This is a genomic window from Sphingobacterium siyangense, assembly GCF_023277505.1.
GTDB classification, from domain to species: domain Bacteria; phylum Bacteroidota; class Bacteroidia; order Sphingobacteriales; family Sphingobacteriaceae; genus Sphingobacterium; species Sphingobacterium siyangense.
The window spans coordinates 2,114,163-2,132,987 of sequence record NZ_CP080574.1 but is presented as its reverse complement, the minus strand read 5'-3'; the positions used below and the strand labels follow the sequence as shown (position 1 = coordinate 2,132,987).

Genomic DNA, 18,825 nt, shown 5'->3' with positions numbered 1-18,825 from the left:
TTGCTTCTCTCAACATCCTTAAAACTGCATGTAAGATTAAAATTCTTTAGAACGAAATAAATACCATCCATTGACAATACCTGTCCAAATGGTCTTTTCTAACATTTAAAGAATTTCAACATGCTTTCATTACAACAACTTTCTTATATACATCCGAATAAAGATTTATTGTTTGGGAACATAAATCTACACATCAATGCGCAAGAGAAAATAGCGCTCATCGGCCACAATGGTGTTGGTAAATCAACTTTATTGCGACTGATTGCCAAAGAACTATCACCTTCCAGTGGCAGCGTACAAGTCAGTACCAGCACCTATTATGTCCCTCAAGTTGTGGGACAATTTGAGGATAAGACAGTCGCCGAAGCACTTGGCATTGCCGAAAAATTAAATGCACTCCACGCCATATTAGCTGGCGATGCGTCTGAAGAAAATTTCAATAGACTTCAAGATGATTGGACCTTGGAGGAACGCAGCCAAGAAGCTTTCGAGCAATGGGATCTGCCCGATATCCAGTTGACACAGAAGATGTCGTCCCTTAGTGGTGGACAAAAAACAAAAGTCTTATTGGCCGGAATCCACATTCACCGAGCCGAACTTATTCTTCTTGATGAACCCAGCAACCATTTGGATATGGATAGCAAAACACTACTATACGATTGGATTCAATCAAGCAAAAACACAGTGATTATTGTTAGCCACGATAGAACCTTACTTAATTTATTGGATGACATGGCCGAAATGACCCCAAAAGGTATCAAGCGGTATGGGGGAAATTATGCCTTTTACGAAACTCAAAAAGAGACCGAGCGCCATGCGTTACAACAAGATATTCATCACAAGGAAAGGGCGATCAAAATTGCAAAGGAGAAAGAAAGAGAAACAATCGAACGCCAAAATAGATTAAACAACCGCGGTCAAAAAAAACAGGAAAAGGCAGGTGTAGCGCGCATCATGATGAATACACTGCGCAACAATGCTGAAAAAAGTACCGCCAAAATAAAAAGTGTGCATCAGGACAAAATTGGAGATATCAAATCCGATCTACAGGAACTCCGAGGTTCGCAATCTGCACTGGATGAGATTAAAATAGATTTAGGAAACAGTGCCTTTCCAACCGGAAAGAGTATGGTCAAAGTCGAAAATGTCAATTTCAAGTATAACTCGCAAGGGCTCTGGCCAGCTAATATCAACTTTCAATTATTCAGTGGAGATCGTATCGCACTACAAGGACAGAATGGATCTGGTAAAACGACATTGGTCAGACTTCTACTCGGCCAATTGACACCTGTACAAGGAAAAATTGAACGTCAATCATTTCGTTCGATCTATTTAGATCAAACATACTCCATTTTGTCTTCGCATCTAAGTATTTATGAGCAGGCCCAGCAATTTAATAGCGACGCACTACCTGAACATGAGATCAAAATTAGGCTTAATCGGTTCTTATTTGGAAAAGACGATTGGGACAAGCCCTGCCAACTATTGAGTGGTGGTGAAAAAATGCGTCTGATATTATGTTGCCTCACCATTCATCAACAGTCTCCAGATTTAATTATTCTTGATGAACCAACAAACAATTTAGATCTTCAAAATATCCGGATTCTAACCAGAGCGATTCAGCTTTATAAAGGTACGCTACTCGTCATTTCACATGATGCGGTCTTTCTACAGGAAATCCATATCAACAAAGTCATCAAACTAAAAGACCTGTAAATGACAACTGCGTTTATTTCGTTGCAACGGAATAAACGCAGTATTCAATGACTGCCCTCCATAAAATTTTAATAAAACACGGTATTTTTTGTAACAATCCCATATTCTTTATTTAAAATCTGCTAAATCGATAAATTAAATTAAAAAAAAAGAATTTTTATCGATATATTCACGATGATTTTAAACATGAAACAATAACCATTAAATTAATTGAACCTTCTCATTTACATAGCAGCCTTAGGGCAGATGTATCGCACAGGCCTCTCAATTAATTACTTCATTTAATTATGTCAGATTATCAAATTAAAGAAAATCCCGAATTATTTGACGCCATCGTAGTTGGTTCCGGCGCAGGTGGTGGTATGGCAGGTTATATACTTGCACATGCGGGGCTTAAAGTATTGATGCTGGAAGCAGGTCCTTTTTATGACCCAGCAAAAGATTCGTTACAACTACGCTGGCCTTGGGAATCTCCAAGAAGAGGTGCCGGTACCACAAGACCATTCGGGGATTTTGACGCCGCCTTCGGTGGCTGGCAAATCGAAGGTGAACCCTACAGCAAGGTAGCGGGAACTGAATTTGAATGGTTTAGAGCACGTATGCTGGGCGGCAGAACCAACCACTGGGGTCGAATTTCATTGCGCATGGGACCTGACGATTTCAAGCCAAAGGATGGAGTAACAGACGAATGGCCTATCACTTATGAAGAAGTTAAGCCATTTTATGACCGTGTAGATCGAATGATCGGAATATATGGCACGGCAGAAGGTATTCATAACGAACCCGATGGTATTTTTATGAAACCACCTAAGCCACGCTTAAACGAATTATATATTGCAAAAGGTGCAAAAAAAGCTGGAGTTCCAGTGATTCCCGGAAGAGGAGCCGTGCTAACCGAAGTATCAAAAGATATTAAAGATCGAGGTACCTGTTTCTACTGTGGCCAATGTGGTCGTGCATGTAAAGTTTATGGGGACTTTTCTTCTTCTTCTTGTCTGGTTATTCCAGCGATGAAAACAGGTAACCTAAAGGTAATAGACAATGCAATGGTAAGAGAAGTCATTACAAATGATGAAGGAATTGCAATTGGTGTTTCTTATGTAAACACCAAGGATTTGCAGGAATATACCGTTAAAGGGAAAACCGTTATTTTGGGTGCTAGTGCCTGTGAAAGCGCGCGGATCATGTTAAATTCCAAATCAAAATCGCATCCTGGGGGTGTCGGTAATAGCAGCGGCTTAGTCGGAAAATATCTCCACGATTCTACAGGGGCCAGTTTATCGGGCTTTTTACCACAATTACTTGACCGGAAGCGTTATAATGAGGATGGTGTTGGAAGTGTCCATATTTATTCACCATGGTGGGAAGATAATGCCAAGTTGAATTTCCCAAGAGGTTACCACATCGAATATGGTGGTGGTTTACATATGCCCTCTTATGGATTTTTGAATTGGGTACCGAAAGTTAATGACCTTGCGAAAAATTCGGATGGGAAGTCAAAAGCCAAAGGCGGTTATGGTACTGCATTAAAAGAAGATTTCCGTAGCTATTATGGTGCAAATGTAGGTATGGCAGGCCGGGGAACGGCATTGGCAAGAAAAGACAATTACTGTGAAATTGATCCCGATAAAGTCGACAAATTTGGAATTCCTGTGCTACGTTTCAACTACAAATGGGCTAATGAAGAAATAGCACAAGCCAAACATATGCAAGAGACATTTCAGTCTATTATGCACGAAATGGGCGCTGTAATTACTTCTAAAATACCAGGAGCAGATACATTGTATGGACTGGAAGCTCCCGGAAAAATTATTCATGAAGGTGGTACCACAAGAATGGGAAATGACCCTAAAACCTCTGTTTTGAACAAATGGGGACAAGCGCACGATTGTAAAAATCTCTACGTCGTGGATGCGGGACCATTTGTACAACAAGGTGACAAAAATCTGACCTGGACAATACTCGCCTTATCAATGCGGACAGCAGAATATATCCTTCAAGAAAAGAAAAAATTAAACGGTTAAAAGCCATGAATAGAAGAGAATCATTAAGAGCATTAGGATTAATTGCAGCTGGATCTGGTCTTTTAACCGCAGCTTGCAATTCAAAAGATGCTAAAAATGCAGTAGCAGACAATAGCAAAAAATTACCTGGAGTCCAGGATTTTGAGTACGAACGCACGGAACAATTATATGCCGAAAAGTTTTTTGACGAACATGAAATGGCTACAATCACTGTTTTGGCAGATATTATTATTCCTAAGGATAACATTTCAGGAAGTGCTTCGGAAGCGGGAGTGCCCGATTTCATCGAATTTATCGTAAAAGATTTGCCTGATAATAAAATCCCTATGCGCGGCGGACTTCGTTGGCTCGACCTCCAGTCCAAAAAGCGTTACGGAACAGTATTTATCAAATGCGGCACAAAAGATCAACTTGCATTGGTAGATGATATTGCCTACCCTGATTTGGCAAAACCGGAAATGAAACAAGGTGCCGCCTTCTTTTCATTGATGCGCAATCTGACTTCCTCAGGGTTTTACACGAGTGAAATGGGTGTGAAAGATATCGGCTATGCCGGAAATAAACCTGGAGTCTGGAATGGTGTACCAGATGATGTGTTGAAAGAGCACGGTTTTGACCCGACTAAATTCTTTGGATAATAAAAAAATCCTTTCCGAAAACGGAAAGGATTTTTTATTTACCTCATTAAAATCTATTGTGCCGATGGTACCTCAGTAGCCTCCGGAGCCTTATCAATCAACTCCATAAATTGATCCAATTTAGGGGTGATAATAATCTGCGTTCTTCTATTCCGTTGCTTACCTAGCGCGGTCGTATTATCTGCAATTGGATTATATTCTCCCCTACCACCTGCAGTTAAGCGTTTAGGATCCACACCATATTTATTTTGTAAAGCCTGCACCACAGAAGAAGCCCGTAAGGTACTTAAATCCCAGTTATTCCGAATATTAGGTTTAGAAATTGGATCGGTATCGGTATTACCTTCAATCAATACCTCATAATCTCTGTAATCCTGGATAATTTTCGCAATTTTACTTAATGTCTGATCGGCTCTATCATTAATTTCATAGCTACCGGATTTGTAAAGCATATTATCAGCAAGTGAGATATAAACTACCCCTTTTAATACCTGTACATCAACTTCCTGCAATTCCTCACGGCTAAGCGATCTTGTCAAATTATTGGTCAATACCAGATTCAAGGAATCGGATTTGTTTTTCGTCTCAACGAGATGCTTAATATATTTATTTGAAGCGTTAATTTCATCAACCAACTTGGAAATATTAATATTTCCCTGTGAATTCTGATTAATACTGTTATCTAGCGATTTCTGCAAAGCAGCATAAGCCGATCGGAGATCCGCATTATTTTGTCGTTCGGAGGCCAACTGATCTTCTAAACTCTTGATCCGTGTCCGACCTTCAGCCAATTGAAGCTGTCCATCCTGATATTGTTTGGTCAATTGACTGTGCTCCGTTTGTAATTTACTATAGTCGGACTGTAAACCAGCATATTGCTTTTTGCTGACACCACATCCGATAACAAACAAACTGGCCGTTAATACAGTCATTGGAAAAACTAAATTCTTCATGATATACTCTTTTTGTAGATGTTGAATTAATTCATAGAACAAGATACGCAATATTCTAGCCAAAATACCCCACAGTCTTGTCAAATTAACAACCTTTAACGTCCTATTGGGCTAGCTCCTTCAGCTCTGTAGCGCTAAATACTTGCCCACCTTTAAGATAGGGATTTGCGCCTTTGAGATAATTATAAATAATTGATTTAGCCTCTTCATTGGGTAATTTATAAAGATTTTTAACAAGGAAATTTTTATCCTCAAGGATATTATTGTTATATCCCAAAAAAGAAGGCGCATGCACCTGTACGCTCCAACGTATAAACCGTGCTTCAATATGATTTGGATTTTCCTTAATCACTTGTTCCAAATGCTTTTTGCCCTCTTTGAACTGCCCAACTTTCTTAAAAGGATTGCCGATATGTTTCGCTAGAAGTATTTGATAAGCGGCCAGGTATACTTTCTCGGTCGGTGATTTGGCACCTTCCGTCAGCACCTCCAAATTATGTTCACATAGATCTTCGTCCTTCACGGCCTCCGCATATTCTTTTCGAATTTTATCAATATTCACCTGTTGGCCAAGTCCAACTTTTGTTATCGTAAATAGAGCAATTGTCAATACTATTCGTGTTATCATAATTATAAATCAGGCTATTTCAACAATTTCATTTTCCGACTTAAATTACTAAAAAAATCGAATTCAACTATTAATTTTCAATTATCATACCACAAAGCCAAAAATTCATGTCATTGTATCGCCACAGCTAGCTTTAAATAAGAGAAAAGTCTTCATTCCAGTATATTTTTAAAGCAATTTTGCGGCATGAAACTAATTTTAGCAACAAGCCCAGTATGGTTAAAAGTGATTTTGTCGATTCTATTTGGCGTTATATTAGGCTGCTTCTTAGGCGAAATTGTTTTCACTTTATTACAAGCCTAAGTTCTTCATCATGATTGACATCCCCGTCCTTTACCTGACGATCTGCTGAATTTTATACCTACAGATAATCCGCTTATTGTAGCTCCTTTGAGTAGGCCAATAAGTTTCATTATCCTTGCCAAAAATCAAATTATTTTTGCTATATTGGTTATACCAATATAAATTTAAAGCGAGCTATGGAGACAAAAGCAGAATATCAGATTTGGGACACTATTGTGAATAGCGCAAAAACTAAATTCGATTATAAGCATATTCGTGCGATGTTCAAAAGGGAAGATGACGAAATAACCGATAAGTTTCTATTCCATATTATTGCAGGATTTGCCTGTGGTGAAAACCATCAGACCATTTCAACCAATCTTTTCAACGAACTACAAAGTATTCATTTTGAATGCAATGAAGAGCAGATCGATCGGTTTATCGCTGATAAGCACGTAAAATTCAGTCCTGAAATCTATGCCACCTATCTTGCATTCTCTATGCTGGAAGATGGTGAAGATATCGATACCATCACCGAAATTATTAATAATCTTTTGCAACTAGACAAATAATTATTCTGAAGTATCGTTTAATTTTGGCTAAAAACTTATATTCGTGAATTATTACACCTATAGTTATGCGCCAGTTTTTAACGCTATTTTTAATATTTTCTATTTATACAAATAGTATAGCCCAAACTTTTGACTTTGGTAAAGTTTCTATTTCGGATTTCTCGAAAACAGACCTGGATAGTAATGCCAATGCAATCGTGCTCAATGAGTTTGGACGGAGTTCTGTTTTTGTTGATGATTATGATAATCGTATAAAACTTCAACATGAATACCATGTACTTATCCGGATCAATAACAAAGAAGGGTTTAAAAAAGCTAATTTTGAAATTCCCTCGTATAAACGCGGAAGTTATATACGAGACTATTTTGACGAACTCAAAGCTGTTACATATAACTTAGAAAATGGCAGAATAGAGAAAACGGAGCTTGAAAATAAGAAAGTTTTCAGGGAAAATTACTCGGCCTATCTGGACCTTAATAAATTCACCCTTCCAAATATTAAAGAAGGCTCTATTATTGAAGTGTCCTATCGGACACTAGAGCAGGATTTATTTAATTTCAAGACATGGGAATTTCAAGATGATATTCCCAAAATACAAAGCCAATATATCGCTATTATTCCTGCTTCTTTCGCCTACAATGTAGTTTTACGTGGTCCGTACAAGCTTACCGATCAAAAAGCCGAAGCATTGAAAGAATATATTTTCCTGGATGGACTGCGAATGGATTGTTCAAAATTGACCTATACAATGAAGAACATTCCGGCATTTGTTGAAGAGGACTACATGACTTCGCCAACCAATTTCAAATCTGCGATCTATTATGAGCTTGAATCAATCTTTTATCCGAGTACAGGGAGCAAGAAGACATTTAGCAAAACCTGGAAAGACGTAGATACAGACCTCATGAATGAAAAGGCTTTTGGAGGTCAATTAAAAAAAACAGACTTATTCAAAGCCAATTTAGCAACGATTGTATCTCCTACTGACACCAAATTAGAAAAAGCAAAGAAGATCTATAACTATATCAACAAACAAATAAAATGGAATAACTACTTAGGCAAATATGCTGAATCTGGCATTGAAAAAGCTTTGGAAAAACGAACCGGCAATATTGGCGACATCAATTTAGCGTTAGTAACCGCGCTATTAGCGGCAGATCTGGAGGCCTACCCTATTATTCTTTCAACACGACGGAATGGGACTCCCAATGCCTTATTTCCCGTATTATCTGACTTCGACTATGTCATCGCTTGCGTAGACGTAGATGGCGTAAAATATAAACTTGATGCCTCCAATTCATACTTACCTTTTGGAGAGCTGCCCTTACAATGTCTAAATGAACGAGGAAGAATTATCTACTCCAAAAAGAGCTCAGACTGGTTTCCGCTTACAGTAGAAGAATCTTCCGATGTAAGCTATCTATTGGAGGGAGCTTTAGATGAACAAGCTAAAATTAAGGGAAAACTCACCATAAGTAGCAGGGGTAACAAAGCCTTTTTAAAACGCCAACATATCGCCAAATTCAATTCTTTGGAGGAATACTGGGAAAAACTGGACGAAGAAATGCCCAATGTAACTTTAACAAAATCGAGTATCCAAAACCTAGAAGAAATTGATCAGCTATTAATAGAGGAATTTGATGTCATCGTAGATGTCACCAAACAGATGGGACAAGACCTATTATTATTGACCCCCAATATTATTGACAGGATTTCCTATAATCCATTTAAAGCACAGGAAAGAACTTATCCGGTTGATATGGGTTTTAAATCCAAAACATTGTACTCCGTTAAATTGACCATTCCTGATCATTATGAAATTGCTGAGAAGCCTCAGAATGCATCGTTAGCACTCCCGGAGTCAACTGCAAAATATAGATATGTAACGCAGGTCAATGGCAATCAACTTGAAATACTACAGAGCCTCGCGTTTAACAAACCCATCTTTTCGGTCGATGAATATTTTTCACTCAAAGAATTGTATTCACGTATTATTCAACAACAAAAGCTAGACATAAAATTAATCGGTAAAAAATGAAAATCGTATTCATCAACTTACTATACATCCTGCTTCCGATCCTCGCAATTGGACAAGATAACTACGACGTAGCCAATATTCCAAGTGCATTAAAGAGCAGAGCAGTAGCAACTGTACGCAATGATAAAACCGTGGTAGAAATGAAGTCTCCCGAACAGGTCATCACAACCATAACGTGTGCTATCACAGTTTACAATAAAAATGGGGACCGCTATGCTTCACTTCCGGTCTATTATAATAAATCTAGCGAAATCAAAAGCCTTAAGGGCGCCATCTATAACGAAATGGGGATATTGCAAAAGAAAATTGCAACGAAAGATTTCAAAGATATTAGCGCTGTGGACAACAGTACGATGTTTGCAGATTCTCGGGTAAAATTATATGTACCTGACTATCACAGCTATCCCTATACCGTCGAATACCAATACGAAGTTAGAAGTAAACAAAACTTGATCATTCCATCTTGGACTCCTGAGGTCTCAAATAATGTATCCGTAGAGAAAAGCAGCTTTCAATTTATTGCACCAATTGGCACTGAATGCCGAATTGAAACAACGAACTATAAAGGAAGTATCAAAGAAGAGAAAAATGACAAGACTGAAAGTAAGACATGGAATACTGAACAGATCGCTGCAAAAAAGGATGAATCTTATAGCCCCAATCCTAACCTGAAAAGAATAAATGTACTCATCGTTCCCAAAAATTTTATTTATTATGGTAAGACTGGAAATTTCGGGGATTGGAAAGAATTTGGCCAATGGGTATCCAATAGCCTGTTGAACAAAAAAGAAGATTTGACGGAAGCGTCTAAACAAAAATTTATAGCATTAACAAAAGACGCCAGCTCAGATAAAGACAAAGCAAAGATTCTATACAATTATTTACAAAAAAACACACGTTACATCAGTATTCAAATCGGCATTGGAGGCTTAGAACCATTTCCGGCTTCTGAGGTAGACCGCTTGGGCTACGGTGATTGTAAAGCACTGGCGAATTACATGCGAAGCATGTTGTCGGCCGTCAATATCCCTTCCTATTACTGTATTGTCGAAGCAGGCAGACGCAAAGAAAGTTTTCACAAAACCTTTGCAAATGCCCAGGACGGAAATCACGTCATTTTATGTATTCCATTTAAAAACGATACAACCTGGCTGGAATGCACCAGCCAAAACCTTCCATTTGGCTTTCTTAGCGACTTTACCGACGATCGAGATGTTGTCGCCTGCACGGAAAATGGTGGAGTTATCATGCATACACCGAAATACATTAACTCGACCAACCTCCAACTTCGCCATGCCGACCTAAAACTTTCGGAAGACGGAAGCATTCAGGGCACCCTAAACACCAAGTTCTATGGAACTCAATACGAGAACCATATGGACGTGCTTTTAGCCAGCAATAATGATAAGAATAAGCTTCTCACAGAATATTACAATATCGACAATATCAATTTCAATCAGGTAAACTATATTGAACACAAGGAGGAAAATCCATTTATTGAGGAGAACCTGAATATTTTTATCAAAAACTACGCTGTGAAAAATGGTAATAAACTTTTGATCCAGCCTAATTTATTCAACACACATTCCAATATTGCAGAAAGTAGAAATAGAACCGAAGATATTTTCATTGAAAGAGGTTACGCTGATATCGATAGCATTAGCATTGCCCTCCCGGAAAATATGCTCAAAAACATAACTCCTGAAAAGAAAATTATTGAGAAACCATTTGGAAAGTATGAATTTAGGTCAGAAATAAAAGACAATAAACTATTCACCTACAGAAAACTGGAACTATTTGAAGGCAGCTATCCTGCCAATACTTATGAAGACTTTTTCCAATTTCATAATGAGGTAAGCAGCTGCGACAAGGGACGCTTTAATCTCAGCTTTCTCTAGTCGGAAGAAAATATTTACCAGAATATGAATGAGTAAAATCGATCAAATAAGGCAATTATTGTATATTAGCTCAATGACAGAATACGCAGCGATATTTGACATGGACGGTGTCATAAGCCACACCAACCCTTTCCATGCGGAAGCTTTTAGAGCTTTTTTTAAAAACCACAATGTACAACAGGCTACAGAAGAGGAATTTGAGCAGCATATGTATGGTAAGCATAATAGTTACATTATGCAGCATTTCTTTCAGCGTCCGATATCCCCTGAGGAACTGCGAACGCTTGAATTTGAAAAAGAGCAGCTTTTTAGAGTGATCTATAAAGAACACGTTGCCCCTATTAAGGGCTTAATTGAGTTTCTAACGGAATTAAAAAATAACGGTTTTAAGCTTGCTGTGGCGACATCTGCTCCCCGAGAGAATATGGACTTAATTTTGGATGAATTGAACATACGTCATTTATTCTCTTCCACACTAAGCAGCGAAGATGTAAAACTCCATAAGCCACATCCTGAGGTTTACCTAAAATCTGCAGAGAATCTGCAAATTTCTGTTGACCGCTGTATTGTTTTTGAAGATTCTTTTTCGGGTATTACCGCGGCGAAAAATGCTGAAATGAAAGTTGTCGCCGTACTTTCAACCCATAAAAAAGAAGAATTACCTGCAAGTAATGATTATATAAATAATTATACAGAAATATCAGTTGCCAATATAAAGGCCATTTTAAAAACACAAGAATTGTAACCCGGTTGAGGGGTTGACGACGATAAAAAAAAGAGATTTCTTAAGGAATCTCTTTTTTTTATCGCTTTGTCCAAGCGAACTGCAATTTTCGCTCACAGCTGCTAGACTAAAATTTCACTAAACGGTTAATCCCTTTTTAGACCGAACTTCTCTATTTTACTATACAGGTGACTACGTTGAATATCAAGATCATCGGCCGTCTTGGAGACGTTCCAATTATTCTTTTCCAATTTATATTTTATAAATTCTTTCTCCGCATGGTCCTTATAATCTTGAAACGAATCAAAGGAGTCCATATCCAATCCGTAATTTGCTGTACCTTTTTCATGAGCTATGCCATTCACAGGTTCGCGGGAAGGATTAGCAAAGGCAACAACATCTTTATCGGTAATCGACCTGTCGCTCAAAATGATTAAACGTTCAATCATATTGCGCAATTCCCGAATATTACCTGTCCAAGGAAGATGACTCAATTCCCGCATTGCAGCAGTAGTAATTTCCTTTACAGGTATCCCGTATTCCATACAGATCTCTTCACAGAAGTTTGTGGACAATAAAGGAATGTCATCGACACGATCAGTTAACGCTGGCACATGGATCAATATGACAGATAGACGGTGATACAAGTCCATTCTGAAATTACCATCTTCTATCTCTTTCAATAAATCCTTATTGGTCGCAGCTACTACCCTGACATTGACGTCAATTTCTTTGTCGCCCCCCACTCGCGTGATTTTATGCTCTTGTAATGCCCTTAGCACTTTAGCTTGCGCTGAAAGGCTCATATCACCGATCTCATCCAAGAACAATGTTCCACCGCTAGCTTGTTCAAACTTCCCGATACGTTGTTTAATAGCCGACGTGAAGGATCCTTTTTCATGCCCGAATAATTCTGATTCGATTAATTCAGAAGGTATTGCGGCACAGTTCACTTCGATCAATGGGCCTTGTCCACGATTTGACTTTTCATGTAACCAGCGTGCAACCAATTCCTTTCCCGAGCCATTCGCCCCGGTAATCAATACACGGGCTTCTGTTGGTGCAACTCGGTCAATTGTTTCCTTAATACGTTTGATGGCCCCCGATTCACCCAGTATATCTTTTGTTTTCGAGCTGCTAACTTTTCGTTTCAGGACCTTGGTTTCTGTGACTAGAGAACTTTTATCCAGTGCATTACGAACCGTGATCAATAATCTATTCAGGTCCAGCGGTTTTTCTAAAAAGTCAAATGCTCCTTTTTTCGCTGCTTCAACAGCTGTTTCAATCGTACCATGTCCGGAGATCATAATAAACGGAATATCCGGGCTGCTTTGGTGTGCTTCCGCCAAAACTTCCATCCCATCCATCGTATTCATTTTGATATCACAAAGGACAAGATCTATTTTTTCCTTTTTTAAAATATCTAATCCATCCCGACCATTGTCGACATCCAAAATCGTATAATCTTCATATTCCAAGATATCACGCAACGAACTTCTGATGGCGCGCTCATCATCAATGATTAAAATTGTACTCATAAATCGAGAGTTATGCTATTTTTTCAATTATGGGAATCAATATAATGTTTTTTTGGCAATTAGCGAAAAAGAAGCAAACCTTGTAAGCCGGGTTCTGTAGACCACCGAAGTGGAATTTCTATCATTTATCTAGATTTGCCATCGCTGACAAACTCAATCAACCTACCCATTACGAATTCCAATAAATTGAAAGAAGACGAGCAGCCTTCGAATTTCGCAACCTATTTGGTCTTTCAACACACGAGGTTTACCGTAATATATGTCACCATATAAGACCGTAAGCTCTTACCTTACGTTTTCACCCTTACTCCGAAAAGCGGTATATTTTCTGTGGCACTTTCTGTCTACTATTTTCATAGCAGCCTTCCCGTTAGGAAGCGTGTTGCTCTATGTTGCCCGGACTTTCCTCTCCTCCCAAAAAAGAGCAGCGATAGAACCAGTTTGCTTCTGCGCAAAAGTAGCTATTTTACTCGGATAAACCCGAATTTCTTTTCAATTTCGAAAAGACCATTCATTTTGAATCACAGGCATAAAAATCTACGCAATTACCTTGCGCAGATAAAGAAAGTTTTTGTATTTTCAATCTATCAAAAAAAAGCATGGCACTCAATAAACTAGCTCTTATACGTTATAAAACGATTGACCATTGTCTTCGTTTACGACATCGGAAATGGACCTTGGAAGATCTTATGGAAAAGGTTTCCGATGCACTCTATGAATTTGAAGGAATCAAAAATGGGATAAGTAAACGCACCATACAAGGTGATATTCAACTCATGCGTAGCAATAAGCTCGGCTACAATGCCCCTATTGTCGTCTCGCACCGCAAATTCTACACCTATGAAGATCCCAACTATAGCATTAGCAATTCACCGATTTCCGTCGGTGACATGCAAAAAATGAAGGAGGCTGTAGAGGTACTTAAGCATGTGAGCGGTTTCTCCAGCTTTGATGAAATGAGCGATATCGTCGCACGACTTGAAGATAGCATCCATACAAAAAAGGACAATTCACCTTCTATTATACAAATGGAAAGCAACAATCTGCTAAAAGGCCTTTCTTTTATCAGTCCACTGCATCAAGCCATTCGTGAAAAAACGCCACTCCTGATCAGCTACCAATCGTTCAAAGCAACACAACAGCAGGATCTTATTTTCTCCCCCTATCTCTTAAAAGAATATCGTAATCGATGGTTTCTAATTGGTCACCATAAAAAGAGTGAAGGATTGATGACACTAGCGCTCGATCGGATCAATGCCATTGAGGAAATGGGTAAAAATTCATACAGGGAATATACAGGGGTCGATTTCGAACGTTACTTTTCGGATACCATAGGCGTAACGAAGACACAAAAGGACCGCGGACACCGGGTGATATTGCAAGTCAATGCAAAAAATGCACCTTATGTAGCAACAAAACCCTTACATGCGTCACAGCAGATTTTAGACAAAAAGGAGGATGGTTCAATCTTAATTCGTATCGATGTTGTACTTAACTTTGAACTGGAAAGAGAAATTTTAGGTTTTGGCGAATCCATTAAAGTACTCTCCCCAAGAAATTTACAAACGAGAATAAAACAGCGCTTGGCTGCTGCGACACAACTCTATGCTGAGAAATCTGTCGATAAAAAGTAAAATTCAAGCCCTCTCGCTACCTCTCCAAAATGCCTAAATATCTTGGGCGATGGCATAACCGCTAGCCCAAGCCCATTGGAAATTATAACCGCCAAGCCATCCCGTAATATCAACAGTCTCCCCTCCAAAATAAAGGCCTTCAACTTTTTTAGACATTAAGGTCTTGGGGTGTAGTTCTTCCGTTGAAACTCCTCCACGCATAACCTCCGCTTTATCATACCCCTTATCTCCCGCAGGTTTTACCTTGAAGCGATGGATAGTATCGACAATCATTTTCGCATCAGCTTTACTAAGTGAGGCAATTTTGGTATCCAATGCTAGAAATTTTCCAAGAGCATCGACCAATTTTCTGCTGAAATAATCGTTTAGCAATTGTGAAACAAGTCGTTTCCCGCCGTATTGCCGCTCCTGTTTAATCAGATTATCTAAATTAAAATTAGGCAGTAGATCAATCTTAATCTCCTGTCCAGGTCTCCAATAACTTGATATCTGAAGAATTGCAGGTCCGCTTAATCCCCAGTGTGTAAAGAGAATATTCTCTTCAAAAGACATTCCGGCAACAGAAACTTTCGAGAACACCGAATTTCCAGCCAAAGAACTATACCAATCAGCATCTTTTCCAGTTATTGTCAAAGGGACCAATGCAGGGGCTGTACCGACGACATGCAAACCAAATTGTTTGGCTAAGCGTAATCCAAAGTCCGAAGCGCCGAGTTTTTGGACCGGAAGCCCACCGGAAGAAATAACAACTTTATGTGCATGATATCGGGACTCACCTTTTGCATTTTCTACCGTCACCACAAAGTCCTTATCGTTTTTTTCTACCGATTTCACCAAGGTATTCAATGCAATATCCTGCCCTGTCTCGTATAAAATTTTTGAAAATACAGCAACGATATCTTTTGCTTTATTGGTCTCTGGAAACAACTGGCCCAGTGTTTTTTCATGCCCTACAATACCATATTGTTCAAAAAATGTAATGGTATCATCCACTGTCCATTGTTTGAATATACCATGTAAAAAATCTGGATTTTCAGAAATGAAATTGGCGGGACTATTACCGATATTTGTATAATTACAGCGTCCACCTCCGGAAATCAAGATCTTCGCGCCGACCTTATCGTTTCGTTCAAGCACCAAGGTCTTCTTTCCAATCAGCCCTGCTTGGGCTGCACACATCAAACCACAGGCTCCGCCCCCAATAATGATAGCATCGTATAGTATACTCACAGCAACAATCTAATAAGCAATCAATGTATTTTCAACAGAAACAACTCTTCGTTCCAATTGACTCTGATATCCCAATTCAATAATCTTAATGACATCGCGTGCCTGCTCTGCCGACGCGATCAAGGTAGTTTTGCCCAATATACTATCCGCAACGTTCTGATAAAAATCAGGATAAGAACCTATTTCAGAAGGAACCATTTCTTCAATGTCATTCCCCTGTTCAACAATATTGAGCTTGCCGTATAGACTTGGGTCTTCTTGTCCCCAGGTTGGATCCTCATCAGGAAATTTGCCATCACGCAGTAAAGCTTCCTGTGGGTCGACACCATATTTTACAAAATTTCCGTTCATTCCAAAGACACGATAACGTGCTGTGGGTTCTTTTGCAAGCATAGACCCTTTTAGGGATACCCTCAAATTATCATAGTACAATAGGCAGTCGAAATTGTCAATGGTTTTGGCATGATCTCGTTGGACAGCCAAATCGGCAAAGACAGCATCTGGCTTTCCAAATAACTGCAAAGCCTGGTCGATGAGATGTGGTCCCAGGTCATAAAATATGCCCGAACCCGGTAAATTTTCCTCTCGCCATGCGTTAGGTCGCAAATAATTACGAAAACGATCAAACCGGGATTCCAAATTGACAATCCGTCCCAACCTTCCACTTTTGACCACTTTCTCCAGGGTCCGATAGTCTGAGTTGAACCTTAAATTATGGTAAGGTGCCAAGATCAGATTTTTCTCCTTAGCCAGAGCGATAAGCTCATCGGCCTGCTCTACGCTATTGGTAAAGGGTTTTTCTACGACAACGTGTTTTCCGGCTTCCAGTGCACGTTTTGCGAAAGGATAATGCATTTCATTGGAAGTTGCAATCACGACTAAATCAATGGTTACATCATTAAAAATATCATCCGCAGACAAAGCTATTTCTGCCTGTGGATAGCGTTCCTTTAGCAAACTTTGTTGATCTGCTTTCCGAGCGGTCACTTTAACAAGATCCAGCTCAGCTATTGAACGCATCACGGGAGCGTGAAAAACCTGACCTGAAATTCCAAAGCCAATAAGTCCTACGCGAATTTTCTTCATAGCATTACATTCTTTCAGGTACCCGAATACCCAATAAGTTCATCCCTTTGGCAATAACCTTTGCCGCAGAAGCTGAAAGGTGCAATCTAAAGTTTTTCACATCATGATCTTCCGCTTTCAAGATGGTTTCTTCATGATAGAATTTATTATAAAACTTGGCTACCTCATAGATGTAATTTGCCAATTGTGCGGGACTGAACTCTTGCGCAGAAGCTTCAATAATCTCCGGAAATGCACCCAGTTGTTGAATTAAATCACGTTCGTAAGAGGAAATCGTCGCCGGCACAGACACAGCACTGTCAAAATCGAATTCAGCCTTACTCAAAACAGATTTGATACGGGCATGTGTGTATTGAATAAACGGTCCGGTATGACCTTGAAAATCGACAGATTCATTTGGATCAAACAAGAGACGTTTTTTAGGATCCACCTTCAATAGAAAATATTTAAGTGCGCCCATTCCAATTGTATCGTAAAGAACGGCTTTTGATTCCTCGTCCAATCCTTCAGTCTTGCCAAGCTCCTCAGTACGTTCTTGAGCGGTTTTAAGCATCTCAGCCATTAAATCATCCGCATCAACAACTGTTCCCTCCCGTGATTTCATTTTACCTGAAGGAAGATCGACCATCCCATACGATAAATGGAACAATCCATCGGCCCAAGCTTTACCAAGTTTTTTTAAGATTAAGAACAATACCTTGAAATGGTAATCCTGTTCGTTACCGACAACATAAATAGAATCATTCATTTTGAATTCATCATATTTCAATTGTGCTGTCCCCAAATCTTGTGTAATATAGACAGAAGTACCGTCGCCACGAAGCACAAGCTTCTGATCCAATCCTTCGTCTGTTAGATCAATCCATACGGAGTTATCCTCTTTTTTAAAGAAAACCCCTTTATCTAAACCTTCCTGAATAATATCTTTACCCAGCAAGTATGTATTGGATTCATAGTAGTATTTATCGAAATCGACGCCTAATTGTTTGTAGGTCCTTTCAAACCCGGCGTACACCCAGCTGTTCATGGTTTTCCAAAGGGAGATCACCTCTTCATTACCTGCTTCCCATTGTTGCAACATCGCTTGTGCCTCCTTCATCAAAGGTGCATTTTTCTTTGCCTCATCTTCGGTCTGCCCTTCAGCCTTCAATGCCTCGATTTCCTGTTTATATGCTTTGTCAAAGACAACGTAATATTTTCCGACAAGGTGGTCTCCTTTAAGTCCAGTAGACTCGGGAGTCTCACCGTTACCAAATTTTTGCCAAGCCAACATCGACTTACAAATATGGATACCGCGATCGTTCACCAAATTTGCTTTGATCACATCATAACCATAAGCTTTTAGGATTTCCGCAACAGAATATCCTAATAAATTATTACGGATATGTCCCAAATGCAGCGGTTTATTGGTATTTGGAGAAGAATATTCAACCATCAGTTTTTTTCCATTCGCAGGAAATACACCAAAGTCCTTCGCCGTTATGGTCTGATTCAACAACGTGATCCAGTAAGCATCGGAAAGAACAATATTCAAAAAGCCTTTTATCACATTGAAATCCGATATTTCAGCAATATGCTGTTGCAAATATGCACCGATTTCCTTTCCGGTTTGTTCCGGAGAAGATTTCGAAAAGCGCGTTACGGGAAAAGTTACGATTGTAATTTGTCCTTCAAACTCCTTTCGGGTAGCTTGTAAAGCAATTTGATTTTCTAAAATATCTGCATTGTAAAGCTCTTTTACTGCTTGTACAGTGACTTCAACAAGTCGCTTTTGAATAGAATTTGCCATTTAATGATTTTGTAATTTTTACAACTTCCTGATAGTGAATTGGAAATAAATAACATTCCTTATTTAGGTATTCA

General features: G+C 39.1%; 14 protein-coding genes and 1 other RNA gene. 8 read left to right on the top strand and 7 right to left on the bottom strand.

Annotation, left to right across the window (positions count from 1 at the left end):
- Nucleotides 1-120: 120 nt before the first annotated feature.
- The 3 genes from K2F45_RS08625 to K2F45_RS08615 all read left to right on the top strand — a co-directional run bounded on the left by K2F45_RS08625 (nt 121) and on the right by K2F45_RS08615 (nt 4,378).
- Nucleotides 121-1,716: an ABC-F family ATP-binding cassette domain-containing protein gene (locus K2F45_RS08625; protein WP_248933315.1), complete on the top strand. Its 1,596-nt coding sequence runs from the start codon at nt 121-123 to the stop codon at nt 1,714-1,716.
- Nucleotides 1,717-2,003: 287 nt separating this feature from the next.
- Nucleotides 2,004-3,740 (top strand): GMC family oxidoreductase, encoded by a 1,737-nt coding sequence (locus K2F45_RS08620; RefSeq protein WP_075991783.1) that lies wholly within the window; start codon nt 2,004-2,006, stop codon nt 3,738-3,740.
- A gap of 5 nt (nt 3,741-3,745) precedes the next feature.
- Complete coding sequence (locus K2F45_RS08615; protein WP_075991782.1) at nt 3,746-4,378, top strand: gluconate 2-dehydrogenase subunit 3 family protein; 633 nt, start codon at nt 3,746-3,748, stop codon at nt 4,376-4,378.
- A gap of 53 nt (nt 4,379-4,431) precedes the next feature.
- Here K2F45_RS08615 and K2F45_RS08610 read toward each other — a convergent pair whose 3' ends face one another.
- Nucleotides 4,432-5,331, bottom strand: coding sequence for an OmpA/MotB family protein (locus K2F45_RS08610; RefSeq protein ID WP_075994703.1), 900 nt, complete (start codon nt 5,329-5,331; stop codon nt 4,432-4,434).
- A 103-nt stretch (nt 5,332-5,434) separates the two neighbouring features.
- Nucleotides 5,435-5,959, bottom strand: a complete 525-nt coding sequence (locus K2F45_RS08605; RefSeq protein ID WP_248933314.1) for a hypothetical protein — start codon at nt 5,957-5,959, stop codon at nt 5,435-5,437.
- A gap of 479 nt (nt 5,960-6,438) precedes the next feature.
- Between K2F45_RS08605 and K2F45_RS08600 the strand changes: the two genes are divergently transcribed.
- From K2F45_RS08600 to K2F45_RS08585, 4 genes are all read left to right on the top strand, one after another.
- Nucleotides 6,439-6,813, top strand: coding sequence for a hypothetical protein (locus tag K2F45_RS08600; protein ID WP_075991781.1), 375 nt, complete (start codon nt 6,439-6,441; stop codon nt 6,811-6,813).
- A 65-nt stretch (nt 6,814-6,878) separates the two neighbouring features.
- Nucleotides 6,879-8,852 carry a transglutaminase domain-containing protein gene (locus K2F45_RS08595; protein WP_248933313.1) on the top strand — a complete coding sequence of 658 codons (1,974 nt, stop codon included), beginning with the start codon at nt 6,879-6,881 and terminating at the stop codon, nt 8,850-8,852.
- Nucleotides 8,849-10,750 (top strand): DUF3857 domain-containing protein, encoded by a 1,902-nt coding sequence (locus tag K2F45_RS08590; protein WP_248933312.1) that lies wholly within the window; start codon nt 8,849-8,851, stop codon nt 10,748-10,750. The genes K2F45_RS08595 and K2F45_RS08590 overlap by 4 nt, the downstream gene beginning before the upstream one ends.
- Before the next feature lie 73 nt (nt 10,751-10,823).
- The gene (locus K2F45_RS08585; RefSeq protein WP_248933311.1) at nt 10,824-11,495 is read left to right on the top strand and encodes an HAD family hydrolase; all 672 of its coding nucleotides are present in this window, start codon (nt 10,824-10,826) and stop codon (nt 11,493-11,495) included.
- Between the two features lie 125 nt (nt 11,496-11,620).
- Here the strand turns inward: K2F45_RS08585 and K2F45_RS08580 are convergent, their stop codons facing one another.
- Together K2F45_RS08580 and rnpB are read right to left on the bottom strand one after the other, a co-directional pair.
- The gene (locus tag K2F45_RS08580) at nt 11,621-13,012 is read right to left on the bottom strand and encodes a sigma-54-dependent transcriptional regulator (protein WP_075991779.1); all 1,392 of its coding nucleotides are present in this window, start codon (nt 13,010-13,012) and stop codon (nt 11,621-11,623) included.
- Nucleotides 13,013-13,079: 67 nt separating this feature from the next.
- Nucleotides 13,080-13,459: RNase P RNA component class A (gene rnpB, locus K2F45_RS08575), an RNA gene on the bottom strand.
- Nucleotides 13,460-13,611: 152 nt separating this feature from the next.
- On the opposite strand from rnpB, the gene K2F45_RS08570 reads away from it, so the two are divergent.
- A complete protein-coding gene (locus K2F45_RS08570; RefSeq protein ID WP_075991778.1) occupies nt 13,612-14,646 on the top strand; it encodes a helix-turn-helix transcriptional regulator in 1,035 nt (344 codons plus the stop codon).
- Nucleotides 14,647-14,679: 33 nt separating this feature from the next.
- Here the strand turns inward: K2F45_RS08570 and K2F45_RS08565 are convergent, their stop codons facing one another.
- From K2F45_RS08565 to argS, 3 genes are read right to left on the bottom strand one after another with little or no spacing between them, the layout of a single operon-like run.
- Nucleotides 14,680-15,870 carry a BaiN/RdsA family NAD(P)/FAD-dependent oxidoreductase gene (locus K2F45_RS08565; RefSeq protein ID WP_248933804.1) on the bottom strand — a complete coding sequence of 397 codons (1,191 nt, stop codon included), beginning with the start codon at nt 15,868-15,870 and terminating at the stop codon, nt 14,680-14,682.
- Nucleotides 15,871-15,885: 15 nt separating this feature from the next.
- Nucleotides 15,886-16,962, bottom strand: a complete 1,077-nt coding sequence (locus K2F45_RS08560) for an oxidoreductase (RefSeq protein ID WP_248933310.1) — start codon at nt 16,960-16,962, stop codon at nt 15,886-15,888.
- Nucleotides 16,963-16,966: 4 nt separating this feature from the next.
- Nucleotides 16,967-18,751 carry an arginine--tRNA ligase gene (gene argS, locus K2F45_RS08555; RefSeq protein WP_248933309.1) on the bottom strand — a complete coding sequence of 595 codons (1,785 nt, stop codon included), beginning with the start codon at nt 18,749-18,751 and terminating at the stop codon, nt 16,967-16,969.
- Between the last annotated feature and the right edge of the window lie 74 nt (nt 18,752-18,825).